The 25,189-nt window shown below is 56.4% G+C and carries 23 protein-coding genes; 11 read left to right on the forward strand and 12 right to left on the reverse strand.

All coding sequences use genetic code 11. From position 1 onward, the window contains the following. Position 1 precedes the first annotated feature (1 nt). Positions 2 to 1,582, forward strand: a complete 1,581-nt coding sequence (guaA, locus tag ACVKSX_RS21470) for a glutamine-hydrolyzing GMP synthase (protein ID WP_010671325.1) — start codon at positions 2 to 4, stop codon at positions 1,580 to 1,582. Between the two features lie 345 nt (positions 1,583 to 1,927). On the opposite strand, the gene ACVKSX_RS21475 is transcribed toward guaA, so the two are convergent. Genes ACVKSX_RS21475 through ACVKSX_RS21485 form a run of 3 tightly spaced genes read right to left on the reverse strand, consistent with a single transcriptional unit; the run spans position 1,928 to position 5,607 of the window. Next, positions 1,928 to 3,187 (reverse strand): glycerate kinase type-2 family protein, encoded by a 1,260-nt coding sequence (locus ACVKSX_RS21475; RefSeq protein WP_061901202.1) that lies wholly within the window; start codon positions 3,185 to 3,187, stop codon positions 1,928 to 1,930. A gap of 2 nt (positions 3,188 to 3,189) precedes the next feature. Next, positions 3,190 to 4,278 (reverse strand): tartrate dehydrogenase, encoded by a 1,089-nt coding sequence (locus tag ACVKSX_RS21480; protein WP_010260109.1) that lies wholly within the window; start codon positions 4,276 to 4,278, stop codon positions 3,190 to 3,192. 18 nt (positions 4,279 to 4,296) lie between these two features. Further along, a complete protein-coding gene (locus tag ACVKSX_RS21485; RefSeq protein ID WP_010260106.1) occupies positions 4,297 to 5,607 on the reverse strand; it encodes an MFS transporter in 1,311 nt (436 codons plus the stop codon). A 128-nt stretch (positions 5,608 to 5,735) separates the two neighbouring features. Between ACVKSX_RS21485 and ACVKSX_RS21490 the strand changes: the two genes are divergently transcribed. Both ACVKSX_RS21490 and ACVKSX_RS21495 read left to right on the forward strand, forming a co-directional pair. Beyond that, positions 5,736 to 6,644, forward strand: coding sequence for a LysR family transcriptional regulator (locus tag ACVKSX_RS21490; protein WP_010260103.1), 909 nt, complete (start codon positions 5,736 to 5,738; stop codon positions 6,642 to 6,644). Positions 6,645 to 7,263: 619 nt separating this feature from the next. Further along, the gene (locus tag ACVKSX_RS21495) at positions 7,264 to 8,037 is read left to right on the forward strand and encodes a DUF3750 domain-containing protein (protein WP_010260100.1); all 774 of its coding nucleotides are present in this window, start codon (positions 7,264 to 7,266) and stop codon (positions 8,035 to 8,037) included. 30 nt (positions 8,038 to 8,067) lie between these two features. Here ACVKSX_RS21495 and ACVKSX_RS21500 read toward each other — a convergent pair whose 3' ends face one another. After that, the gene (locus ACVKSX_RS21500; RefSeq protein ID WP_022624131.1) at positions 8,068 to 8,247 is read right to left on the reverse strand and encodes a hypothetical protein; all 180 of its coding nucleotides are present in this window, start codon (positions 8,245 to 8,247) and stop codon (positions 8,068 to 8,070) included. A gap of 193 nt (positions 8,248 to 8,440) precedes the next feature. Between ACVKSX_RS21500 and ACVKSX_RS21505 the strand changes: the two genes are divergently transcribed. Both ACVKSX_RS21505 and ACVKSX_RS21510 read left to right on the forward strand, forming a co-directional pair. Further along, positions 8,441 to 8,686: a hypothetical protein gene (locus ACVKSX_RS21505; RefSeq protein WP_010671328.1), complete on the forward strand. Its 246-nt coding sequence runs from the start codon at positions 8,441 to 8,443 to the stop codon at positions 8,684 to 8,686. A 20-nt stretch (positions 8,687 to 8,706) separates the two neighbouring features. Then, entirely contained in the window at positions 8,707 to 9,204 is a 498-nt protein-coding gene (locus ACVKSX_RS21510; protein WP_010671329.1) for a helix-turn-helix transcriptional regulator, read from the forward strand. 3 nt (positions 9,205 to 9,207) lie between these two features. On the opposite strand, the gene mgtE is transcribed toward ACVKSX_RS21510, so the two are convergent. The 5 genes from mgtE to ppk1 all read right to left on the reverse strand — a co-directional run bounded on the left by mgtE (position 9,208) and on the right by ppk1 (position 15,317). Then, positions 9,208 to 10,641 carry a magnesium transporter gene (gene mgtE, locus ACVKSX_RS21515; protein WP_354439517.1) on the reverse strand — a complete coding sequence of 478 codons (1,434 nt, stop codon included), beginning with the start codon at positions 10,639 to 10,641 and terminating at the stop codon, positions 9,208 to 9,210. A 140-nt stretch (positions 10,642 to 10,781) separates the two neighbouring features. Beyond that, a complete protein-coding gene (locus tag ACVKSX_RS21520) occupies positions 10,782 to 10,967 on the reverse strand; it encodes a YfgG family protein (RefSeq protein ID WP_010260083.1) in 186 nt (61 codons plus the stop codon). A 101-nt stretch (positions 10,968 to 11,068) separates the two neighbouring features. Next, the gene (tehB, locus tag ACVKSX_RS21525; RefSeq protein ID WP_354439515.1) at positions 11,069 to 11,683 is read right to left on the reverse strand and encodes a tellurite resistance methyltransferase TehB; all 615 of its coding nucleotides are present in this window, start codon (positions 11,681 to 11,683) and stop codon (positions 11,069 to 11,071) included. A 41-nt stretch (positions 11,684 to 11,724) separates the two neighbouring features. Further along, entirely contained in the window at positions 11,725 to 13,251 is a 1,527-nt protein-coding gene (gene ppx, locus ACVKSX_RS21530) for an exopolyphosphatase (RefSeq protein ID WP_033769697.1), read from the reverse strand. Between the two features lie 5 nt (positions 13,252 to 13,256). Beyond that, complete coding sequence (ppk1, locus tag ACVKSX_RS21535; protein ID WP_010260075.1) at positions 13,257 to 15,317, reverse strand: polyphosphate kinase 1; 2,061 nt, start codon at positions 15,315 to 15,317, stop codon at positions 13,257 to 13,259. Positions 15,318 to 15,467: 150 nt separating this feature from the next. Between ppk1 and ACVKSX_RS21540 the strand changes: the two genes are divergently transcribed. Genes ACVKSX_RS21540 through pstB form a run of 3 tightly spaced genes read left to right on the forward strand, consistent with a single transcriptional unit; the run spans position 15,468 to position 19,966 of the window. Continuing rightward, the gene (locus ACVKSX_RS21540) at positions 15,468 to 17,555 is read left to right on the forward strand and encodes an ABC transporter permease subunit (protein WP_307379043.1); all 2,088 of its coding nucleotides are present in this window, start codon (positions 15,468 to 15,470) and stop codon (positions 17,553 to 17,555) included. Beyond that, positions 17,552 to 19,186 (forward strand): phosphate ABC transporter permease PstA, encoded by a 1,635-nt coding sequence (gene pstA, locus ACVKSX_RS21545; protein WP_354439512.1) that lies wholly within the window; start codon positions 17,552 to 17,554, stop codon positions 19,184 to 19,186. Before ACVKSX_RS21540 ends, pstA begins: the two co-directional genes overlap by 4 nt. Before the next feature lie 12 nt (positions 19,187 to 19,198). Further along, complete coding sequence (gene pstB / locus ACVKSX_RS21550; protein WP_010260068.1) at positions 19,199 to 19,966, forward strand: phosphate ABC transporter ATP-binding protein PstB; 768 nt, start codon at positions 19,199 to 19,201, stop codon at positions 19,964 to 19,966. Between the two features lie 109 nt (positions 19,967 to 20,075). Here the strand turns inward: pstB and purN are convergent, their stop codons facing one another. Both purN and purM read right to left on the reverse strand, forming a co-directional pair. Continuing rightward, positions 20,076 to 20,714 (reverse strand): phosphoribosylglycinamide formyltransferase, encoded by a 639-nt coding sequence (purN, locus tag ACVKSX_RS21555; protein WP_010671336.1) that lies wholly within the window; start codon positions 20,712 to 20,714, stop codon positions 20,076 to 20,078. Further along, the gene (purM, locus tag ACVKSX_RS21560; RefSeq protein ID WP_010671337.1) at positions 20,711 to 21,751 is read right to left on the reverse strand and encodes a phosphoribosylformylglycinamidine cyclo-ligase; all 1,041 of its coding nucleotides are present in this window, start codon (positions 21,749 to 21,751) and stop codon (positions 20,711 to 20,713) included. Before purM ends, purN begins: the two co-directional genes overlap by 4 nt. Before the next feature lie 229 nt (positions 21,752 to 21,980). Here purM and upp point away from each other — a divergent pair, with 229 nt between their 5' ends. The 3 genes from upp (at position 21,981) to hda (ending at position 24,847) form a co-directional block, all read left to right on the forward strand. Beyond that, entirely contained in the window at positions 21,981 to 22,607 is a 627-nt protein-coding gene (gene upp / locus ACVKSX_RS21565) for a uracil phosphoribosyltransferase (protein ID WP_009088774.1), read from the forward strand. Between the two features lie 147 nt (positions 22,608 to 22,754). Further along, the gene (gene uraA, locus ACVKSX_RS21570) at positions 22,755 to 24,038 is read left to right on the forward strand and encodes a uracil permease (protein WP_010671338.1); all 1,284 of its coding nucleotides are present in this window, start codon (positions 22,755 to 22,757) and stop codon (positions 24,036 to 24,038) included. Between the two features lie 107 nt (positions 24,039 to 24,145). Next, positions 24,146 to 24,847: a DnaA inactivator Hda gene (gene hda / locus ACVKSX_RS21575; RefSeq protein ID WP_195719715.1), complete on the forward strand. Its 702-nt coding sequence runs from the start codon at positions 24,146 to 24,148 to the stop codon at positions 24,845 to 24,847. Here hda and arsC read toward each other — a convergent pair. After that, the gene (gene arsC / locus ACVKSX_RS21580; protein WP_010260053.1) at positions 24,844 to 25,185 is read right to left on the reverse strand and encodes an arsenate reductase (glutaredoxin); all 342 of its coding nucleotides are present in this window, start codon (positions 25,183 to 25,185) and stop codon (positions 24,844 to 24,846) included. The genes hda and arsC overlap by 4 nt on opposite strands. Between the last annotated feature and the right edge of the window lie 4 nt (positions 25,186 to 25,189).

Raw genomic sequence — 25,189 nt, forward strand, 5'->3', positions numbered from 1 at the left:
AATGACGACGGAAAATATCCATAAGCATCGCATTCTGATTCTCGATTTCGGCTCACAATATACTCAGCTGGTTGCACGTCGCGTGCGCGAGCTGGGCGTTTACTGTGAACTCTGGGCATGGGATGTCACCGAAGAGCAGATTCGCCAGTTCAATCCAAGCGGCATCATTCTTTCCGGTGGCCCGGAGAGCACCACCGAACTGAACAGCCCGCGTGCGCCTGAATATGTCTTCAGCGCTGGCGTGCCGGTGCTGGGTGTCTGCTACGGTATGCAGACGATGGCGATGCAGCTGGGCGGCACCGTTGCTGGCTCAACCGAGCGTGAGTTTGGTTATGCGCAGGTTGAAGTGACGACGCCAAGCGCCCTGGTTCGCGATATTGAAGATGCGATCAGCGCCGCTGGCAAACCGCTGCTGGATGTCTGGATGAGCCACGGCGACAAAGTCACGGCGATCCCGGCTGACTTCGTTACCGTTGCCAGCACAGAAACCTGTCCTTTCGCCATCATGGCTAACGAAGAGAAGCGTTTCTACGGCGTGCAGTTCCACCCGGAAGTGACCCATACCCGCCAGGGCCTGCGGATGCTTGAGCGCTTCGTTATCGACATCTGTGAATGTGAAGCCCTGTGGACGCCAGCCAAAATTATTGAAGATGCGGTTGAACGCCTGCGTGTGCAGGTCGGCAACGACAAAGTGATCCTCGGCCTGTCTGGTGGTGTTGACTCCTCCGTGACGGCAATGCTGCTGCATCGCGCCATTGGCGACCGTCTGACCTGCGTGTTCGTAGATAACGGGCTGCTGCGCCTGAACGAAGCACAACAGGTTATGGATATGTTTGGCGACCACTTCGGCCTCAACATTATTCACGTTGAAGGCGAAGCGCGCTTCCTCGACGCGCTGGCAGGTGAGAATGAGCCGGAAGCGAAACGTAAAATTATCGGTCGCGTCTTTGTGGAAGTCTTCGACGAAGAAGCGCTGAAGCTGCAGGACGTTAAGTGGCTGGCACAGGGCACCATCTATCCGGATGTTATTGAGTCTGCGGCCTCTGCAACCGGTAAGGCGCACGTCATCAAATCGCATCACAACGTCGGCGGCCTGCCGAAAGAGATGAAGATGGGCCTGGTTGAGCCGCTGCGTGAGCTGTTCAAAGATGAAGTGCGTAAGATTGGTCTGGAGCTGGGCCTGCCTTACGACATGCTCTATCGCCATCCGTTCCCGGGCCCAGGTCTGGGCGTGCGCGTGCTGGGCGAAGTGAAGAAAGAGTATTGCGACCTGCTGCGCCGTGCCGATGCCATCTTCATTGAAGAGCTGCATAAAGCGGATCTCTATAACAAAGTCAGCCAGGCCTTCACCGTCTTCCTGCCGGTACGTTCAGTCGGCGTGATGGGCGATGGCCGTAAATATGACTGGGTTGTCTCGCTGCGTGCGGTGGAAACCATCGACTTTATGACCGCACACTGGGCGCACCTGCCGTATGATTTCCTGGGTCGTGTCTCTAACCGCATCATCAATGAAGTCGACGGCATCTCCCGCGTGGTGTATGACATCAGCGGTAAGCCACCAGCGACGATTGAGTGGGAATGATTTAACGTCTGGCAACAGCCTGCACGTATAAGCAGTAAAGCACCTCTAAGCCCGCATCACTGCGGGCTTTTTCATTAGTGCACTGGATAATTTTGCCTCGTCAGGCAGTCTGTTGCCAAAGCCTGACAGGTTGCAGGATTTGAATCTGATGCCAGAATCGACAGTCGATGTTACGCCGCCTCTTACAGGCAGCGTACGGTAAAAAAAGCGAAGTCATTTTTCTCAAGACTGGTCAAAACGTCTACAGGTCATGCTGATATGGCTTTCAGCTCACTGCAGAACTCTCCTGATAATCATGTCATGCAGACGTTTGCTTAATCCTGCCAGCTATGCGAAAAGTGGCGGCTATGCTACCAGTATTATCCTGATATCGTTCACATTCGTTAATGTTGGTCCCGTTATCAGCAAATCATTGATTGCGTGAAAATAGCTGTAGCTGTCATGCGCGTTCAGACAGGTGAGTGCATCAAGCCCGCGATTTTTCCCGCGCGTCAGCGAATCCGGATAAATCATCGCGCCCGCTGCATCTTCGGTGCCATCAATGCCGTCGCTGTCACCCGCTATGGCCCAGATTCCCCTTTCTCCACGGAGTGCGCAGGCTAATCCCAGTAAAAACTCAGTGTTACGGCCGCCTTTACCCGCACCTTCATTACTTACGGTAACCGTTGTTTCCCCTCCCGACAGCAAAACAGCAGGGCCCTTCAGCGGCTGACCATGCTGCTTCACCGATTTCGCAATGCCTGCCATGACGGTTGCCACTTCCCGGCTCTCACCTTCCAGGGCATCACCGAGTATCAATGGGGTAATACCATGATTACGCGCAGCCCTGGCTGCGGCCTGTAATGCCATTGCTGGTGTGGCAATCATCCTGACCTCACCAATGGGCAGCATGCCTGACAACGCCAGCGGCTGGCTCAACACATGGCGAACCTCGGCGGATACCGGAATAGCGTAGCGCTCGAGCACCTTCAGTGCATCTTCTGGCGTGCTGTTGTCAGCCACAGTCGGACCTGATGCCACATCTGCCGGATTGTCACCCGGGACATCGCTGATAATCAATGAAACCACCCGTGCAGGCTGCGCCAGTGCAGCCAGCCTGCCGCCTTTTATCGCCGAGAGGTGACGCCTGACCAGATTCATTTCCCTGATGCTGGCACCGCTGTGCAGCAGTGCACGGGTAACAGACTGTTTATCGGCCAGCGTGATACCCGGCGCGGGTAATGCCATCACGGCGGAGCCGCCGCCTGATATCAGCGCCAGTACCAGATCGTCGGGTGTCAGTCCGCGCAGCGTTTCCAGAATCAGCATAGCCGCCGTTTCACTCATCGCATCTGAAACCGGATGGGAAGCCTCCAGAATACGGATACGCCCGGCGGGCACTGCATGACCATAGCGAGTCACCACCACGCCACTGACATCCACGTCTGGCCAGGCGGCATCCACAGCCGCCGCCATGGCGGCCGAAGCCTTGCCTGCCCCGACCACGATACAGCGGCCAGCAGGCTTCTGCGGCAGCGCCGCCGGAACGACAGGCCCGGGACGGGCACTGTCAACCGCCTGCTTAAAGATATCCTCCAGTATCGTTGCGGCCTGATCGTTTCTCATTGTTATGCACTCTCAGCAACGGTTGAACGGGATTCGATGAACTGCACCACAGCACGCGTGACATCGGCCGTTGTGGCCGTGCCGCCCACATCGGGCGTCAGGATGCCGCAGGTGCAGACATGTTCGATGCTTCCCATGATCAGTGCAGCGGCTTCATGCTCGCCCAGATGCTCCAGCATCTGTACCGCCGTCCAGAAGGTGGCGATCGGGTTAGCGATGCCCTTACCGGTGATATCAAAGGCTGAGCCGTGAATCGGCTCGAACATCGATGGAAAGCGCCGCTCAGGATCGATGTTCGCTGTTGGCGCTACGCCAAGGCTGCCAGCCAGCGCCCCGGCCAGGTCGGATAAGATATCGGCATGCAGATTGGTGGCGACGACCGTGTCCAGGCTCTGCGGGTGCAGCGTCATGCGGTGCGTCATGGCATCCACCAGCATTTTGTCCCACTGCACATCCGGGAACTCCAGCGCCACTTCAGCCGCAATTTCATCCCACATCACCATGCCATGACGCTGCGCATTGGATTTAGTGACCACCGTCAGCAATTTACGTGGGCGCGACTGAGCAAGTTTAAAGGCATAGCGCATGATCCGGGTGACGCCGACGCGGGTAAAGATCGCCACTTCGGTTCCGACCTCTTCCGGCAGACCTTTATGGGCGCGGCCGCCATTGCCTGAGTATTCTCCTTCGGAGTTTTCACGCACGATGACCCAGTCGAGGTCACCTGGACCCCGATTACGTAGCGGCGAGGTAACGCCAGGCAAAATTTTTGTCGGCCGCACATTCGCATACTGATCGAAGCCCTGACAAATCGGCAGGCGCAGCCCCCAGAGGGTAATATGGTCAGGCACATCCGGAGCGCCGACCGCGCCGAAATAGATAGCATCGAATTTTTTCAGCGTCTGTAAGCCGTCTTCAGGCATCATCACGCCGTAGCGTTTGTAGTAGTCGGAACCCCAGTCGAAAGTCTGAATATCAAATTTCAGCTGCGGATCGCGATGTGACAGCGCTTTCAGGACTTCAATGCCGGCAGAGATGACTTCAGGGCCGATACCGTCAGCAGGAATTGCGGCAATAGAGTAGTTACGCATGATGTTTCTCCGTATTAATTAATGAGTGTGAGGTTGATGAAGTTCTGTGGTCTGAGGCTTTTTCGCTTTTCCGGACAGAATCAGTACCGTCAGGGCTGAAATCAGCAGCAGTCCGGCCACGAAATAGAGTCCCCCGGTATAGCTACCGGTTTGCTGGCGGATGATGCCAATCATCATCGGTCCGACAAATCCACCGAGGTTGCCAATCGAATTAATGGCTGCAATGCCCGCTGCCGCCGCTGGCCCGCTCAGGAAAAGGGTAGGCATGCTCCACAGCGGGGGCTTGGAAGCGCTGATCCCAACGGTGACGAGTGTCAGGGCGATAATCACTGAGAAAAGGGTTGTGACGCTTCCGGCATAAATCAGCCCGGCCGCGGCCAGCAGACAGGCAGCAATAACATGCCAGCTGCGTTCACGGGTACGGTCCGAGTGGCGGGCCCAGAGGATCATGCCGAGAACACCGGCCACCGCAGGGAAAGCATTCAGGAAGCCGATTTCTAACGATGAGGCACCAAAGCTGTGAATAATCTGCGGTGCCCAGATACCCAGGGTATAAAGACCGGCTGAGGTGCCAAAATAGACCAGCGCCAGTGCCAGAACCCGCTTATCCGCCAGACCGCGCCATGCGCTGGTGTGGCTTTGCCCGGTTGCGCGCGCCTGCTCTTCAGCCTGCAGAGAGTTTTGAAGCCAGGTCCGCTCTTCTTCGGTCAGCCATTTTGCTTTGGCAGGACGGTCGGTGAGCCAGAACAGAACGACGATGCCCAGCAGTAAAGCGGGGATCGCCTCCAGCACAAACATCCACTGCCAGCCGGCAAAGCCCATCAGCCCATGCATCTCCAGCAGCGCAGCGGAGATAGGGGAGCCAAGCGCAGTAGAGAGTGGTGCTGCGGCCATAAAAATGGCGGTAACCTGCGCACGTTTTACAGCCGGGAACCAGTAGCTGAGATAAAGGATGATACCAGGAAAGAAACCGGCCTCGGCTACGCCGAGCAGAAAGCGGAGAATATAAAAACTGGTGGTGCCCTGAACAAATGCCATACAGCCGGAGACCAGTCCCCAGGTAATCATGACGCGGGCGATCCAGATACGGGCACCGACTTTATGCAGAATAAGGTTAGAGGGGACTTCAAACAGAAAGTAGCCAAGAAAGAAAATCCCGGCCCCCATACCGAAGACCATCGGCGAAAAACCCAGGTCCTGATTCATGGTCAGGGCGGCAAAGCCAATATTAACCCGGTCGAGAAACGCGATAAAATACAGCAGCATGATAAAAGGAATAATCCGCAGCGTTACTTTGCGCATTACCTTTTTTTCGAGGTCATTGTGCATATCAGGATGCTCCACAGTCAGGTAGGGTTGTTATCATTTTGTTGTGAACCCAGTATGCTGTTTTGACTGGCGTTATCATCGGCAAGGGTTTATATAAATAACTTGTATAATCTGAGTGCGGGCGAAAAATGGATATAAATCAGCTGAGATGCTTCGTAGTGGTAGGTGATGAACTTCACTTCGGCAGGGCTGCCCGGAAGCTTGAAATGATGCCTGCGTCACTCAGCCGTTTTATCCGCTTGCTGGAAGAGGATCTGGGTATACGCCTGCTGAATCGTTCTACCCGGAACGTTTCTCTGACCCGGGAAGGCGCGGAGTTTTTGAGTGAGGCTAAGTCCGTTGTTGCGGATTTTGATGCGTTACGGTTGCGGTTCCATAAAAACATCGCGTCGCAGAAAAAAACGTTGCGGATCGGTGCCATTGACAGCGCGGCGAGAGGATTACTGCCGAAACTGCTTAACCTGTTTGTCAGTGCGTTTCCTGATGCCGATATCCACATCAGTGAAGATAAATCGCACAGCCTGATCCCACGACTCACCTCGGGCTGGCTGGACCTGGTGTTTGTGCGACCGCCAGAACAAACAGATGTCATTCTGACCACTCGCTTTATCGCCCATGAAACCTGTGTACTGGCAGTCCCTGCTCATCACCGGTTGGTGCATTACGATCGGGTAAGCATTGAGGATTTTTGCAATGAGCCGGTGATTGTGCCGGAAAGACGTTCCCGTCCCCACAGTCATGACCTGACGATGAACCTGTTCAGAGCGGCCGGTAAATATCCGGTTATCGCTCAGTATGCTGAGGAAAAACAGACAATACTGAGCTTTGTTGCTGCTGGGCTGGGTGTGGCGCTCGTGCCATCCTCTTACCGCAACATGAACGCGGATGGCGTAACCTATCTGCCACTGGCTCCGGTCGACAATATAGCCGGGCTGCCACTGTGCGTGATGTGGCACCAGGGAAACAGGGATATCTACGTTAATGCGGTGCTTAATATCCTTGCGGACAATCTTGAGGTATTAACAAAAGAGCTGTAGTGGCAGGCCTTACTTCTGACTAAAAGAGTACGTACATCCTGTTTATATCTGCAGGTATAGCGCTAACAGTGAAAACGCCACGGTATGCCTCATGTTCGCTGATGCTTAGGTTTTATCAGAGCAACGACTTTATAGTTTCGACAAATTGGCGTTCACTCAGGGCAGTGTGATTCCCCTCGGGTTATGCCTGCAGCAGGAAGTCAGGGCCGGATAAAAAATAATGAGTTTATTAAAAGCGTTAAATACCCTGAAACAGTAAGGACGCTTTATGGGTTACTGACACCAGGGTTTTAATGCGAAGGCATGCGGTTATCACTTATTCAGGAAAACTCGCTCATCTATTGATGAAACCCTGCCAGGTAACGGATTACGATGTGGTTATCGCATTCGCCGTGCTGTTTTAACTTTTCAGCGCATCCCGCCTCGCCGCTGGCGTTTTATTATTCACTTTGCCGGAAATTACGCTATCCTCCATGCAGTAAAAGCCCGCAACTGACGTCAGTTGTGTCCCGCTTTTACCCGCCGCTTTCATCGATCGTCCGTATCCCAAAGCCGCCGTTTACTGAAACCGCCTGCTGAACAGGCGATTCGCGATTCTTACGTCACCAGGAATGTTGTCATGCTCTCACTTAAAGTGTTCAGCCTGTTTTTTGTTGCCGTACTGCTGCTATCGCTGGGAGCCAGCATTGCGCAGGCGACGCGTCACAGCGAAACCGCAGAGCCGGGCGGCTGGGCGACAGCCCGACGTGATTCGTCCGGGATAGCGCCCGACCCGCGCGCTTTATATAGCCTGGCTATTGTGCAGGTTTATGCCGCGCCGACTTACGGCTGGAAAGGGGCGGTGGCGGTGCATCCGTGGATCATCTTCAAGCGCGCAGGTGAAACTCGATTCACTCGCTACGAAGTGATTAGCTGGGGCAGCGGCGATAAAGTCCGGCGCAACACCAACCTGCCTGATGGCTACTGGTATGGCGCAAAACCGCGGCTGCTGGTGGAACATCGCGGACCGGAAGCAGAAGCGATGATCCCGCAGATTGAAGCCGCCATTAAATCCTATCCGTGGCCGACAACCTACCGCGCCTGGCCAGGACCGAACAGCAACACCTTCCTGGCGCATATTGGCCGCGAAGTACCCGCTTTAAGGCTTGATCTGCCCGCTAACGCGCTGGGTAAAGATTACCGGCCACTGTGGCGTCCGGTCGGGCTGCCGCCATCCGGGCGCGGTGTGCAGGTGTCGATTCTGGGTGTGGCGGGAGTGACGCTGGGTGCAGAAGAGGGATTTGAAGTGAATCTGCTGGGCCTGAACATGGGAGTCGATTTCACACCGTTCCGGCTGCGTCTGCCGTTTATTGGCGGCCTGGGAAATGACAACCTTCAGCAGGATAAGCCCTGACAGTCTGGCCCCGTCAGGGGCCGTTTCACTTCAGCACACGCCAAAGTCACCCTCTTCGTGATAGAGATTGACGCTCTCTGCTTTCACTTCGATCTCTTTTTTCGCCGCATCATCAACGCGTGCACACCATAAGGTGTCACCTTCGACGCGCAGCACCTGCATTTTCGGGCCGCCGGTTTTAGACTGAACAAAATCCTCTGCTTTAAACATATTGCCTCCGTTGTTAATCGTTTCTGCTGCCAGATGACTTCTGGCGCTGATCGTTTTTTGTGTGACGTTTTCCAGTTTATACCCTGACTGTTTTACTGCGAGAAAAAGTCTGCGCATGCTGAGCCGCACTAAGATAATTTCATAGGGTTGTCAGTTGACAACTTATCAATTCAGCGTCAGGATAGGGAAAAATATGGCAAGGAAGCGGCATCCCAACAAAGAGATCGAAACGGCGTTACGCTACGCCGAATCCCATGGCTGGCTGGTCGTCACGGGAGGCCATCACGCCTGGGGCAAAATGTACTGTCCGAAAAATCTGTTGATGTGCCGATGTGGGGAGTTTTGTCTGACCTGTATCTGGAGCACACCAAAAAACGCACATCAGCATGCCCGCGCGCTGCGGCGCGTGGTCGACAACTGTCACTATCTGAAGTCCTGATGCAGCACAAGGAGAAGCATATGGAATATTGTTTCACATTACGGTTCAGCCTGCCGGAAGGGCACGCGCCGGTGGATGAACTGCTGGAAACGCTGGCAGCGGCAGGCTGTGATGATGCGCTAATCGGCCTGGGCATGCCGGGCAGAATTGCACTGGAGTTCACCCGCGAGTCTGACTCCGCAACGGATGTATTGAAGCAGGCAGAAGAGGATGTGCTGCGTGCGATACCGGGAGCCACGCTGGTGGAAGCCGCACCCGATTTTGTGGGATTGACGGATGTGGCGGAGATCATCGGCATGACGCGTCAGAATATGCGTAAGCTGATGCTCAGCCACCGCCCGCCGTTTCCGCTGCCGGTGCATGACGGTAAAACCGCCATCTGGCACTTAGCGGATGTGCTGGAGTGGCTGATTCAGCGTGGTAACTATACGCTGCCTGCGGCGACCCGAGAGCTGGCACAGGTAACGCGGCAGCGCAATCTTAACGGGTCGCTGCAACGTTACGGCCTGCAAGCCTGAAGATTAGTGCGGCAGCAGGAAGATCGTCGCCAGTCCCAGGAAAATAAAGAAGCCGCCGGTGTCAGTAAGGGCGGTGATCAATACGCTGGAGCCGACGGCGGGATCGCGATTCATTTTAGTCATGACCAGCGGCACCAGCACGCCCATCAGCGCGGCCAGCAGCAGATTCAGCGCCATGGCCAGCATCATAACGCCGCCCAGCGCCATATTGTCATACATCAGCCAGGTGATACCGCCCATGATGCCGCCCCAGAACAGGCCGTTGATCAGCGCCACGCCAAGCTCGCGGACGATCAAAAACGAAAAGTTGCCCGGTTCAACCTGATGTAAGGCCAGCGCCCGCACAATCATGGTGATGGTCTGATTACCGGTATTGCCGCCGATACCCGCGACGATAGGCATCAGCGTGGCCAGCGCCACGATTTGCGAAATCGTCCCTTCAAACAGCCCGATAACCCGTGAGGCGACAAAGGCGGTACAGAGGTTAATCGCCAGCCAGGCCCAGCGTTTACGTACCGATTTACGCACCGGCGCAAACACATCCTCTTCCTGACTGATCCCCCCCATTTTACGAATGTTGCTTTCGTTTTCGGCATTCACCAGGTCGATGATGTCTTCAATGGTCACGCGGCCAATCAGCTTGCCTTTGGCGTCGGTGACGGCGGCAGAAATGAGGTTATAACGTTCAAAGGCGCTGGCTGCGTCTTCGGCCTTATCATTGAGCTGGAAGGTGGTAGGGCGCGCGTTCATCACGTCGCTCACCAGGGTTTTGGGTTTGTTAAGCAGGATGTCCGTCAGCAGCAGTTCGCCCAGCAGCTGATTATCTTTATTGGTGATAAAGAGTTTATCGGTACCGCCCGGCATGCTTTTGCGCTTGCGCAGAAAGCGTTGCACTGTTGCAAGCGTGACATCTTCACGCACCGTCAGGATATTGAAATCCATCACCCGGCCCACGCGGTCACGGTCAAGCTGCACCATATCGAGCATGCGGGCGCGCAGGGCGGGCTCCACAGTTGCCAGCAGGCGTCCGGTCAGGTCACGTGGCAGATAACGCGCCAGCCAGACCTGATCGTCGATATCCAGCGGCTGGATAGCGCGCAGGATATCGCGGTCGCTCATCTCTTCGGTGAGGCTGGCCCAGACCGTTTCAGACGCTTCAACCAGCACATGGCCGCGCCGCTCGTTCGGCACCAGCCGCCACAGCGCCTGACGTTCTGCTTCGGGCAGGGCTTCGAGAATATCCGCGAGGTCAGCGGCATGCAGTTGCAGAATGTCCTGTTCCAGCGCGTCACGCTGGGCCGCATTTTCACGTTGCTGTTCAGGATTGAGATCGCCCGATTTCTCCAGCAGGGCATCAACCAGATCGTGCTCGCTGAGCAGCAGCGTCAGAATGCGATGACGTATTTCACTTAAACGTTGAGAGTGAGAGGCAGACACATTGGATCCCTTAAGTCTGAAAGCACCAGCACGAAGTGTAGCGTTTCGCCTGAAAAAGGGATGCAAAAAAGAGTCCAGTTATCTGGATAACGTTTAAGTTTCAGGTGCGTTTCAGGCGAAATGTCGTTATTGGTTATTCGCTATCGCGTATCGCCTGATGTTATGGCAACCGGTTCAGGAATAGCTTTCTGTTGCTGATGATGCTCGAAGGCAGCAGGCAGGATAAAAATCAGGCGACTAAAAAGAATGATAAAACTAATCAGCAACACAATGCGGGTCATGGTGCCGGTTTTTTGACGTCTTCGGGAAGAAATAGCGCTGTTCACGCGGGGTGGTTCCTGTAATGACCCCATCTGGGGCGACTGCAATATTTAGTCACAGTCGCCTGATGAAATCAATCGCTGTTGAAAAAAACAGCAGATAAAGATCAGTAACTCGCTTTTTGCGCCAGCAGCGTCGCGAACCGACAGGTGATGCGGTTGCCATTTTCATCTGTGCGATGCAGCTGGCCGGGGTGCTCGTTGTACTTCACGATGTGCCAGTTGCGGTAGTAGTGGCTGAGCTCACCTGATTTAAACGCAAAGGAGAAATCAGCCGGGCAGGGCATATCGTCCGTGTTCATCGCCGCCACGATCAGGTTAAAACCGTCTCTGACCGTGCAGGCCTGCATGTCGGCAATCAGCTGCGGAATAGTCTGCGGCTGAAGGAACATCATCACCACGGTCGACAGCACAAAGTTGAAGCCGCCATTAAAGCGCGTGTTGTTCAGGTCGCGCTGCTCGGTATGAATGCCGCTGAGATTTTCCTGCGCAATAATCTCCTGCAGGCGCGCCAGGCTTTGCGGATTATGATCCCACGCCGTGACGTCAAAACCGTGCTGATTCAGAAACAGCGTATTGCGTCCCACGCCACAGCCAAGGTCAAGCGCCCTGCCGACGTTGAGCTGGGGCAGCGCCGCAACCACTTCGGAGTGGGGCGGCGTTAAACCATAGGTTTCGGCAAAATAGTTTTCGCCTGAAAGGGGTGCGGTTGGTTGTGTCATATTCATCATTTCAGTTAAACGGGCGCCAGGCGCCCGTGTTGTCAGGCTTCTTCTTCGAGGATCAGTTTCCATCCCGTAACGTCATTCCAGTAAACCTGCTCCCGTTCAAGATCGAGCTGAACCAGGTTGTTCTGCGTGAAGTAGCCCGCCGGGAAGGTCAGCGTCCAGTGGCCATCATCGCATTTCAGGGTTAACGCCTCCGGACGCGTGGTGGCCTGTCGCTGATTATTCAACAGGGTACCCAGGCGAAGCAGGAAGATCAGCGGCACAAACTGCTTTTTCTTGAACAGCGTCACGCGCGGCAGCTCATCAAGCTTTATCGCTTTACGATGGAATCTGACCAGCGCCGCCAGCAGCATCTGCTGATCCTGATTGAAGCCCGGCAGGTTGGTGTTTTGCAGAATATAGGCTGAATGGCGTTGCAGGCCGCTGTGATTGATGGTCAGGCCCACTTCGTGCAGCATCGCCGCCCATTTCAGCAGTGCGGCCAGTTGTGGATTCGCCAGTTTCTGATTCTGCTCGCGCCACTGCAGATAAAGCTGCTCGGTGGTGTCGAGCACGCGTCGTGCCTGATCGCTGTCGATAGCGTAATGGTTCGCCAGACTCTGTGCCGTACGGCTGCGAATATCCTGATGGCGGAAACGGCCCTCCATCTCATAGAGCACGCCTTCACGCAGCGCACCGTCGGAGAGGCGCAATTCGCGAATGGCCAGCGCATCAAATACGCCGCAAAGAATCGCCAGCCCGGGTACAAACACACCTTTACGCTCTTCCGACAGACCCGGCAGGCTGAGTGCAGCAAAGGATTTGTGTTTCATCACCTCGTCATAGAGCTTTTCGAGGCGCTCAGGCGTAATCAGCTTCTCTTTTTCATCCATCGCCAGCAGCACTTCGCAGGCGGCTTTGATGGTGCCGGACGCGCCCAGCGCATATTGCCAGCCATGCAGACGATATTGCCACGCCAGCGTTTCCAGCTTCTGTGCGGCCGCTAAACGGGCGCGACGGAAGTTTTCACGGCTGATTTCACCTTTCGGGAAATAGAGCTGGGCGAAACTGACGCAACCCATACGTCGGCTCTCAACCAGTTGCGGTTCAAAATCCTCACCAATGACCAGCTCGGTTGATCCGCCGCCGATATCGATCACCAGCTTGCGGCCTTTCTCCGGCTGGGTATGTTCAACGCCCATAAAGATCAGGCGAGCCTCTTCATGGCCCGAAATCACCTCGATCGGATAGGGGATCACCTCGGCCGCACGTTGCAGGAAGGTTTCGGCGTTGACCGCCTCGCGCAGCGTGTGGGTACCGACAATCGTCACGTTGCTCGGACTGAACCCCTGCAGGCGCTCGGCGAACAGGGCCAGGCAGGCTAACCCCCGCTCCATCGCTTCCTCGCTGAGGTTGTGCCGGGCATCCAGCCCGTCAGCCAGATGGACGCGCTGCTTAAGGCGGCCCAGTACCTGCATCGCACCATCGACAACCCGCGCAATCACCATATGGAAACTGTTCGAGCCCAGGTCAATCGCCGCAAACTCCTGGGGTTTTGGCGTACTTTTATGAGAAATTGGCATAGGATTTATTCAGGTTGTTCCAGTTTCTTGATGTAATCATAAATGGCCAGCTGCGATCGCACTTTACGACGATTGCCGCGCTGGACGTAATGGTTACTCAACTCTTTATCGACGATGCGGGCTTTCACCGTATCACTCAACTGAATAGCAATAATGTCGAGTATGCGCTGCCGGATGTGGGGATCGAGAATCGCCACTGCCACTTCGATACGGTAATCAATGTTACGTGTCATCCAGTCAGCGGAGGAGAGGAACACCTTCTTATCGCCGCCATTCTCAAAAATATAGACGCGATCGTGTTCCAGATAACGGTCAACAATACTGATGACACGAATATTTTCACTGATCCCGGGCAAGTCAGGGATTAATGAGCACATTCCGCGCACCAGAAGATTAACCTTCACCCCTACGCTGGAGGCTGTATAAAGCCGATCAACCAGACCTTTGTCCACCAGATTGTTGATTTTCAGAGTAATGCCGCAGGGCTTATTCTGCTGCGCATTAGCAATTTCGGTGTCGATTAGCTCATACAGCATCCGGCGCGAGTTCTGCGGCGAGACCATCAGATGATCGAACGTCACGGGCCGGTAGGGATTCTCAATAAAGTTGAACACCCGACGTACTTCATTGGTGATGCGCGCATCCGCGGTCAGCAACGAGTAATCCGTATAGAGACGCGCGGTTTTCTCGTTAAAGTTGCCGGTACCGATATGCGCGTAGCGCACAATCTCTTCGCCTTCGCGGCGTGAAATCAGGAACAGCTTGGCGTGGATCTTCAGGCCTGGTGCGGAGAAAATGACATGCACGCCCGCTTCAGTCAGGCGTTTCGCCCAGTAAATATTCGCTTCTTCATCAAAGCGCGCCTGCAGCTCCACCACCACCGTGACTTTTTTACCGTTGTAGGCGGCATGGATCATCGCATCCATGATGCGGGAGTGTTTAGCAACGCGGTAGATGTTGATTTTTATCGCCAGCACGCTGGGGTCGAACGACGCCTGGCGCAGCAGCTCCAGCACATGCTCAAAGGTGTGGTACGGGTAGTAGAGCAGCACGTCGCGATTGCGAATCGCATCAAAGCCGTTGCGGAAGCCATCAAAGCCGATGTGGCGAATCTGCGGCAGCGGGCGGTTCACCAGGTTATTTTTGCCGACGTTAGGGAAGCCGATAAAGTCTTTGAAGTTGTGGTAGCGGCCGCCTGGCAGGATGGAGTCCAGGTTTGAGATGGAAAGCTTGTGGCACAGCAGCGACACCATCGTGTCTGGCATATCGCGCTGATAGACGAAACGCACCGGTTCCGCCGTCAGTCGCTGCTTCAGGCTGGAGGACATCAGCTCCAGCAGGCTCGACTCCATCTCCGTGACCAGGTCGTACTCGGCGTCACGCGTCATTTTCATTGAATAGGCGTTGAGCGCGTCGTAGTCGTAGAAACCTTTAAAAATGTCATCCAGGCAGTAGCGCAGAATGTTATCCAGCAGGATCATTGGCTTACGGCGGCGCGGTGGCTCAGCCGGTAAATTGATGAAACGCGGGACTTTGTCGGACGGAATTTCCAGCAGCGCATACTGAATATTGTCACCGCGAATGATCTCTACCGCCAGATAGGTGTAGTCATCTTTAAGGAATTCGGTCAGATCCGTTTCATGGGTGATCAGAATCGGCGAGATATGCTGACGCAGCTCGTGCTTGAAGTAGTGGCGCAGCCACGCCTGCTGATTGGATGAGAGCTGACGTTCGTTGATCAGGAAGATCTGGTTACGTGCCATCTCCAGCAGCAGATCGTTATATAACGCATCAAACTCCTGATCGGACTTCATTACCCGCTGCTGAATTTTCTTAAACAGATGGCGTGGTGTACTGGCGGAACCCTGCTCTTCACCAATCAGAATGCGGCGTTTGAGGTCGGCGAAACGCACTTTATAGAATTCGTCGAGATTGTTGGAGTAGATACCCAGAAAGCGCATCCGCTCAATCAGTGGATTGCTTTTGTCTGCTGCTTCCTGCAAAACCCGTTCATTAAAGGATAACCAGCTTAATTCTTTTTCAATATAAAGCTTTACCTGACCCATTCTCACTCCATTTAGCGGTTGCAGGACTGAAGATCCAGTATCCACCAACATTATGGCGAGAGTATGGCAGCGTTGTCCAACGCCAGGAGTTGTCTTATCAATCGGCTACGGGCAACATAGCGGCTTATTTTGGCCTGCTAGCGGAACCGCATGAGCGCAAACCACATTCCTGTCCAATTCAGCGATCGTAAGCGTCGTGCCGTTGACCGTCTGACACGGCGACTGGTCACCTGCTGTGGCGTGGCGATCCTGCTATTGATGCTGCTGCTCTTCTGCTGGCTGATTGGCGTGGTATTACCGCTGTTTAATGCGCCGGGCCTGCAGATTGCGGCCAGCCAGCAACTCTGGGATCGTGCGCCAGCCTTAGCGATTGGCAATCAGGGGAAGGTCGGCTGGCGCATCAGCGAGCGCGGTGCGGCGCGTTTTATTCCGCTGGATGGTCAGCCTGCGGAACCGGCACTGGCCCTGACCCCGCCGCCCGGGGAGATAGTGCGGAGTGCCGATGAGCAGACGTTACTGCTGAATATGCAGGGTGCGCTGACTCTGATTCAGCCAACCGCCGACCAGCAGTGGCGTTTTCCGCTGGGAGACAAACCGTTTCATCTGCCCGATGGCGCAGTGACGAAGATGGCGCTGGCGACGCGCCATGCGGGTCAGTGGCGTATAGCCGCACTCACTGAGGCCGGACTCCGGGTGCTGACGCTTGGCACCGATCGCCAGGCCTCGGTTATCCCGCTGCCGCAACGCCAGCTGGATCTGCTGGCGCTCTCGCCGTCCGGCGATCTGCTCTACACCACCGAAGGCAATCTGCTGCGGGTCTGGCAACTTGACGATGACCGTGCACTATTGCGCGAAACGCACGCCCTGCCGCAGCGGCCAAAAAGTCTGCATCTGCTGGTGGGCGGCACAAGCCTGCTGATCCAGGATGGCAGCGGCGTCACGCAGTGGTTTGCTATCGCCAGCGAACAGGGGCCGCGCCTGCAGCGCATTCGTACTTTTGCCAACAGCGACGGTGAGACCATTCTGGTGACGGAATCACAACGCCGCGTGTTTGCGACGCTCAGTAAACAGGGGATGCTGCGGCTGTTTGCCAGCAAGCAGGATGGCCCGATACTGCAGCGTCAGCTGGAACCTGGCATTGTGCAGGCGCAGTTTTCGCCACGTGGCGACAGCCTGCTGATTGAACGGGCGGGAAGCTGGCAGACCCTGCGGCTTGATAATCCGTGGCCGGACGTCACCTGGCGCAATTTCTGGCAAAAAATCTGGTATGAAAATTACCCCGGACCGGACTGGATCTGGCAATCGACCGCGGCGGGTGACAGTTATCAGGCCAAGTTCAGCCTGATGCCGATGGTGATGGGTACGCTGAAAGCGGCGAGTTTAGCGCTGCTGTTTGCCACACCGCTGGCGCTGGCGGCGGCGATGTACACCGCCTGGTTTATGGCGCCAGGCCTGCGACGCTGGGTTAAACCGGCAATCGAAATGATGGGCGCGCTGCCGAGCGTAGTGGTGGGGCTGATTGCCGGGATCTGGCTCGCGCCGCATATTGGTCAGGCGCTGGTGGGTGTGCTGCTGCTGCCGCTGACGCTGGCGGGCACGCTGCTGCTGTGCGGCGTATTCAGCGCGCGTTTACCGCCGCGCTGGCGTCAGCCGGGTCGTGAAGTGCTGATTTTGCTGCCGCTGTTACTGCTGGTCACGCTGCTGACGCTGTGGCTGCCCACGCTGTTGATACCGGATGCGGGCGACTGGCTGCCGCATTACGAACAGCGCAATCTGCTGGTAGCCGCGCTGGCGATGGGCTTTGCGCTGGTACCGCTGATCTTTACCCTCTCTGAGGATGCGCTGTTCAGCGTGCCCGCAGCGTTAGGGCAGGGCTCGCTGGCACTTGGCGCGACGCCGTGGCAAACCCTGACCCGCGTTGTGCTGCCGGGTGCTTCCGCCGGTATTTTTGCCGCCCTGATGATTGGTCTGGGGCGTGCCGTAGGAGAAACCATGATTTTGCTGATGGCGACCGGCAACACGCCGCAAAGTGAAGGTGGCCTGTTCAGCGGCCTGCGCGCGCTGTCCGCCAATATCGCCATTGAGATGCCGGAAGCGGCGGCGGGGAGTGCCCATTATCGCGTGCTGTTTCTTAGCGCCCTGATGCTGCTGCTGTTTACGCTGGTGATCAACACGGTTGCCGAGCTGATCCGTCAGCGGCTGCGCCAGCGCTACAGCCAGCACGAGGAGCAGGCATGAAAGCGATGCAACAAAATGATCGCTGGCGCTGGCTAACCGCCGGTGCCGTAGCCGTCTGCCTGCTGGCCTTTACGCTGCTGATTGGGTTACTGGCCTGGCAGGGCGTGCGCGCTTTCTGGCCGCAGCGCGTCGATCTCTACACGTTTAGCCAGCCTGAAGGGGGCAATACGCGCCTGCTGGGTGAAACCCTGGAACATCAGTGGCGCTTTCCGGCCCCGGCAGATGAGCAGGGCAACAGCGGCGGACAGGTTAATCGCTATCTGATTAAAACCGGTAACCGTGACTGGGACGCACCCGATTTCCGGGTGGTTTACAGTCGCACGGCGGCGCAGGTCAGCCAGCCAGCGGACATCATGGTGCTGCAGCGCCGCAGCCACGGTCAGGCATACGGCTGGTTTGTCGGCCTGCGTGAGGATAATGAAGAGCTGACTGCGCAGGATCCCGATGCACTGCTGCATCAGCGGCTCGGACAGGTGCAGATGCTGGCGCGGCAGGCTAATCAGATTCGCCGGGTCGATATGGCGCGCCTCAACAGCCAGCGTGAGCAGCTTGATGAGCAGGCGGCCACAAACCGTGCTGCCGGGCGCTTTGATTTGCAGGCCGAGTCAGAATATCAGGCCAATCAGGCCGCTTTGCAGCGCCGGTTTAATCAGCTGAGCGAGACACTGGCTTCGCTGCAACAGCAGAGTCAGCGCGATCTGTTAATCCTGCGGGATGTGCATGGCACCGAACATGCGATCCCGCTGACCGAAATCGTTGACAGCTGGAAGCCGAACGCGATGACGCTGACCGGCAAAACGCTGCATTTTCTGCATCAGCTGTGGCGTTTCGTCAGTGATTCACCCGCTGAAGGCGAGAGTGAATCCGGGGCGTTCCCGGCGATCTTTGGCACCGTGCTGATGGTGCTGCTGATGTCGGTGGTCGTGATGCCGCTGGGTGTCATCGCCGCCATCTGGCTGCATGAATATGCCGGACGCAATGCGCTGACCAGACTGGTGCGCATCGCGGTGGTCAATCTGGCAGGCGTTCCTTCAATCGTCTATGGCGTATTTGGTCTGGGCTTCTTTGTCTGGCTGGTGGGCGGCACGATAGACCAGCTCTTCTTCGCCAGCGCGCTGCCCAATCCCACCTTCGGGACACCTGGTTTGCTGTGGGCGTCGCTGACTCTGGCGTTACTAACGCTGCCGGTGGTGATTGTGGCGACCGAAGAGGGACTATCCCGCATTCCCAACAGCCTGCGGCAGGGGTCGCTGGCGCTGGGCGCGACTCAGGCGGAAACCCTGTGGAACGTGGTGCTGCCGATGGCGGTGCCTGCCATGCTGACCGGCCTGATTCTGGCGGTGGCGCGTGCCGCCGGTGAAACCGCGCCGCTGATGCTGGTTGGCGTGGTAAAAATGGTGCCGGAACTGCCCGTCGACGCGGTGTTTCCTTATCTGCATCTGGATCGCAAGTTTATGCATCTGGGCTTCCAGATTTACGATCTGGCGTTTCAGAGTCCGAATATTGAAGCTGACCGGCCGCTGGTGTTCGCTACTGCGTTGCTGCTGGTGCTGATTATTCTGTCGCTTAATCTGCTGGCGATGGGCCTGCGTCACCGTCTGCGTGAACGCTATCGCCTTATGACTCAATAACAGGCTATGACTATGACGTCCGACACGGATATCGCGCTGACCGTTAACCAGCTGTCGCTGTGGTATGGCGAGCGCCAGGCGCTGCAGGCTATTTCGCTGCAGGTGCCGAAAAACAAGATTACCGCGCTGATTGGCCCATCCGGCTGTGGCAAATCGACGCTGCTGCGTTGCTTTAATCGCATGAATGATGTGATTGATCATTGCCGGGTCGAGGGTGAGGTGTTGCTGGGATCGCAGCCGATCCTGCGCCCTGAGCAGGATCTCTCGGCGCTGCGTCGTCGGGTCGGCATGGTGTTTCAGCGCCCCAATCCTTTTCCAAAATCGATCTATGAAAATGTGGTCTACGGGCTGCGTTTACAGGGTGTACGCGATCGGCGGGTGCTGAACGAAGCCTGTGAACGTGCGCTGCGCGCGGCGGCGCTGTGGAGTGAGGTCAAAGATCAGCTGTCACAGAATGCGCTGACGCTCTCGACCGGACAGCAGCAGCGGCTGGTGATTGCCCGCGCCATTGCGATTGAACCGGAAGTTCTGCTGCTGGATGAGCCGACCTCCGCGCTCGATCCCATCTCCACGCTGGTGATTGAAGAGTTGATGACCACGCTCAAGCAGCATTTCACGCTGGTGCTGGTGACGCACAACATGCAGCAGGCTTCTCGCGTGTCAGATTACACCGCGTTTATGCATCAGGGCGCGTTAGTGGAGTTTGATGAGACTGACCGTATCTTTACCGCGCCAAAACAGCGACGGACCGAAGATTATATTACGGGGCGCTACGGTTAAGTCAGTAACGGGAGCAGAGCAGGTTGTTATGTCAGACGGCTCAAAGGTTCCCTGAGCCTTTACCCCGACCGCCAGCACTTCAGGGGAAGCCCCGGCTTCCCCTGTCGCGTCAGTCGTTAGCATAACCCTGCGGCGGCAGCGGTTCGCCATCCAGCCAGGCTTGGCCGTCACGCATCGCCAGACGACCCTCAACAAACCAGCCGATTACCATCGGATAGATGGCATGCTCCTGATGCTGCACCCGCTCCGTAATCTCCGCTTCGCTGTCGCCGGGAAAAACCGGGACTTTTGCCTGCAGGATCACCGGACCCCCATCCAGCTCATCAGTGACGAAATGCACGGAGGTGCCATGTTCGCTATCGCCATTTTCCAGCGCCTGACGATGCGTATGCAGACCCGGATATTTCGGCAACAGGGAAGGGTGGATATTCAGCAGGCGATCGTGAAAATGGGCTACGAACGCGCTGCTGAGAATGCGCATATATCCTGCCAGCACAATCAGGTCTGGACTGTAGGCTTCGATTTCAGCGATGAGCTGGCGATCGAAGGCTTCGCGGTCAGTGAAGTCGCTGGCGGCAAGCGAGTGGGCAGGAATACCTGCCTCCTGCGCCCGCGTCAGGCCATAAGCGGCGGCGCGGTTGCTGAATACGGCAGCCACGCTGCCGTGAATCCGCCCGCTTGCACAGGCGTCAAGGATGGACTGAAGGTTACTTCCGTTGCCGGAAATCAGTACAACCAGCTTTTTCATCCGTTGATGACCACACGCTCTTCGGCATCAGACGCTTTAATCACGCCAAGCTTCCAGGCTTTCTCGCCCGCAGCCTGCATCAGCGCAATCGCGTTGTCCGCGTCTGCCGGACTCAGGGCGATGATCATGCCGACGCCGCAGTTAAAGGTACGGTACATCTCGAAACGGCTGACGTTGCCTGCCTGCTGTAACCAGCTGAAGACGGCCGGCCATTGCCAGCTCTTCTCGTCGATGACGGCCTGAGTGTTGTCGGGCAGCACGCGCGGAATATTCTCCCAGAAGCCGCCGCCGGTCAGGTGTGCGATAGCGTGCACATCGACCTGCTCAATCAGGCTCAGGATATTTTTCACGTAGATGCGGGTCGGTTCCAGCAGATGATCGGCCAGCGGTTTGCCTTCCAGCTGTTCAGCCAGCGGATCGGTGTTGCTGACTTCCAGAATCTTACGCACCAGCGAATAGCCGTTGGAGTGCGGGCCACTGGAGCCGAGAGCGATAAGTACGTCGCCATCCTGCACCTTGCTGCCATCAATGATCTCTGACTTTTCCACCACGCCAACACAGAAACCGGCCACATCGTAATCTTCGCCGTGATACATGCCTGGCATCTCAGCGGTTTCACCGCCCACCAGCGCACAACCCGACTGCAGACAACCTTCGGCGATGCCGGTGATCACCGCAGAGGCGGTATCCACATCCAGTTTGCCGGTAGCGTAGTAGTCGAGGAAGAAGAGGGGCTCGGCGCCCTGTACCACCAGGTCGTTGACGCACATCGCCACCAGGTCAACACCAATGGCATCGTGACGTTTGAGATCCATCGCCAGACGCAGCTTGGTGCCAACGCCATCGGTGCCGGAGACCAGCACCGGTTCACGGTATTTCTGCGGCAGCGCGCAAAGCGCACCAAAACCGCCCAGTCCACCCATCACTTCCGGGCGACGCGTCTTTTTCACTACGCCTTTAATACGGTCAACCAGAGCGTTACCAGCATCAATATCAACACCGGCGTCTTTGTAACTGAGAGAGGTTTTGTCGGTCACTGCGAGGTCCCCACGCGAGTTGCGGTTGGTGGTTTAAAATAAAGCGCGGCAATTCTATCAGTGCAGGCAAACGTTTGCGAGTCCGGGATTGCGCATCGGGCGATTTTCATTAATCCTCTATTTGTCCCGGTAAAACCCGCGGCTTTGCGCAAGAGCAGGTGGCGCGGAGCGTAAAAGGCGGTATAATCCCGCGATTTTTTTTAGCTCAACTCATTCCGGGAGAACACCAATGAAGATCGTGGAAGTCAGACACCCGCTGGTCAAACATAAACTGGGCTTGATGCGTGAGCATGATATCAGTACAAAGCGTTTTCGCGAGCTGGCGTCTGAAGTGGGCAGCCTGCTGACCTACGAAGCGACCGCCGATCTGGAAACAGAGCGCGTAACCATTGAGGGCTGGAATGGCCCGGTAGAGATCGATCAGATCAAAGGCAAAAAAATCACGGTGGTGCCGATTCTGCGTGCCGGCCTGGGCATGATGGAAGGGGTGCTGGAGCACGTTCCCAGCGCCCGTATCAGCGTGGTGGGTGTTTACCGTGATGAAGAGACACTGGAGCCGGTTCCCTATTTCCAGAAGCTGGTCTCTAACATCGAAGAGCGCCTGGCGCTGGTTGTCGATCCTATGCTGGCGACTGGCGGTTCCATGATCGCCACCATCGACCTGCTGAAGAAAGCGGGCTGCACCAGCATTAAAGTGCTGGTACTGGTTGCCGCACCAGAAGGGATTGCCGCGCTGGAGAAAGCGCATCCTGACGTTGAGCTTTACACCGCGTCAGTGGATCAGGGACTGAATGAGAAGGGTTACATCATTCCCGGGCTCGGCGATGCCGGGGACAAGATTTTCGGAACCAAATAAATCGCATAGCCGACCAGAGAGTCGGCTTTTTTTTGGCAAAAAAAAGATCCCCGAACGGGTTCGGTGTGGCTGCGAGGCTCACCGGCGTGCCTGCTGCTGTGCCAGAGCCGCGCGCCCTGGGGGATAAATAACACAAGGGGATAAATGATGACTCGTCGCGCCATTGGCGTCAGTGAACGACCGCCGTTACTGCAAACCATTCCACTCAGCCTGCAACACCTGTTCGCCATGTTTGGTGCCACGGTACTGGTACCGATTCTGTTCCACATCAACCCGGCGACGGTGCTGTTATTCAACGGCGTAGGCACGCTGATCTACCTCTTTATCTGTAAAGGCAAAATTCCCGCTTACCTCGGTTCCAGTTTTGCCTTTATCTCGCCAGTACTGCTATTGCTGCCGCTGGGTTATGAGGTCGCGCTGGGCGGATTTATCCTGTGCGGCGTGCTGTTCTGTCTGGTGGCGCTGATTGTCAAACGCGCGGGCACCGGCTGGCTCGATGTGATGTTTCCCCCGGCGGCGATGGGCGCGATTGTCGCCGTCATCGGTCTGGAGCTGGCAGGGGTAGCCGCTAATATGGCGGGTTTGCTGCCCGCGGAAGGCAGTGCGCCCGACAGTACAACCGTGCTGATTTCGCTGGTCACGCTGGCAGTGACGGTATTCGGTTCCGTGCTGTTTCGTGGTTTCCTGGCGATCATCCCGATTCTGGTCGGGGTGGTGGCGGGTTATCTGCTCTCTGCATTTATGGGCATCGTTGACTGGAGCGGCGTGGTCAAAGCACCCTGGTTTGCGCTGCCAACTTTCTATACCCCGCGCTTTGAGTGGGTGGCGATGCTGACGATCCTGCCTGCGGCGCTGGTGGTGATTGCCGAGCATATCGGTCATCTGGTGGTCACCGCCAACATCGTAAAGAAAGATCTGATTCGCGACCCTGGCCTGCATCGTTCGATGTTCGCCAACGGCTTATCAACGGTCATCTCCGGCTTCTTTGGTTCAACGCCTAACACCACCTACGGCGAAAACATCGGTGTGATGGCAATTACCCGCGTCTACAGTACCTGGGTGATTGGCGGCGCGGCGATTCTGGCGATCCTGCTCTCCTGTGTCGGCAAACTGGCGGCGGTGATCCAGGCGATCCCGGTACCGGTAATGGGCGGCGTGTCGCTGCTGCTGTATGGCGTGATCGGCGCATCCGGTATTCGGGTGTTGATCGAGTCCAAAGTCGATTACAACAAAGCGCAAAATCTGATCCTGACCTCGGTGATCCTGATCATCGGCGTCAGCGGTGCGAAGGTGCATATCGGTGCTGCGGAGCTGAAAGGCATGGCGCTGGCGACAATCGTAGGGGTTGGATTAGCGCTGATCTTCCGTGTGATCTCACTGCTGCGTCCGGAAGAAGTGGTACTGGAGGCTGAAGAATCGCGCGAGCCGTGATCGCAGCAAGCCTGACAGGATCGGGGCAGGGACGCCCCATTCATCTCTTTCTGAAAACTGTGTTAGACTTCCCCCGATTTTTTGCTTGTTCTCTTGCTGAGGTGCTTCTGAACACGCCGGCACAATTGTCATTGCCACTCTATTTACCTGACGATGAAACCTTCTCCAGCTTCTGGCCGGGGGAAAACCCGTCGCTGATTGCCGCGCTGAAAGGCGCTCTCAACCAACAACATGGCAGCTATCTCTACTTCTGGTCACGCGAAGGCGGAGGGCGGAGCCATTTGCTGCACGCCGCGTGCGCCGAGATGTCAGCGCGCAGCGAAGCGGTCGGTTACGTTCCGCTGGATAAACGCACCTGGTTTGTACCGGAAGTACTGGAAGGGATGGAGCAGCTGTCACTGGTCTGCATCGATAACATCGAGTGCATTGCAGGCGAGCCTGAATGGGAAATGGCGATCTTCGATCTCTATAACCGTATTCTGGAAACCGGCAATACGCGCCTGTTTATTACCGGCGATCGTCCACCACGCCAGCTTAATCTGCAACTGCCCGATCTCGCCTCGCGGCTGGACTGGGGGCAGATCTATCGCCTGCAGCCTCTCTCCGACGAAGATAAATTACAGGCGCTGCAACTGCGCGCCGGGTTACGCGGATTTGAGCTGCCGGAAGATGTGGGGCGCTTCCTGCTGAAGCGACTGGATCGTGAAATGCGCACCCTGTTTGATACGCTGGATCGGCTTGATCGCGCCTCGATCAGCGCCCAGCGTAAACTCACCATTCCGTTTGTGAAAGAGACACTCGGCCTTTAAAACAGGTCGAGCACCGCTTCGGGCGGACGTCCGATCCGCGCCTTGTCGCCATTGATCACTATCGGCCTTTCAATCAGCACCGGATGTTCCACCAGCGCATCCAGCAGTGCACTTTCGCTTTTGTCGCTGAGTGCCAGTTCGCTATAGATCGCCTCTTTAGTCCGCATCAACTGCTGTGCACTCTGCATTCCCAGTTTCTGTAACAGGATTTGCAGCGTCTCGCTATCGGGCGGCGTTTGCAGATAGAGCACCACTTCCGGCTCTATCCCGCGGGCGTTCAGCAGTGCCAGCGTCTCGCGGCTCTTGCTGCAGCGCGGGTTGTGGTAAATCGTCACCATCTCA

Source organism: Pantoea sp. PvP021 (genome assembly GCF_054056055.1).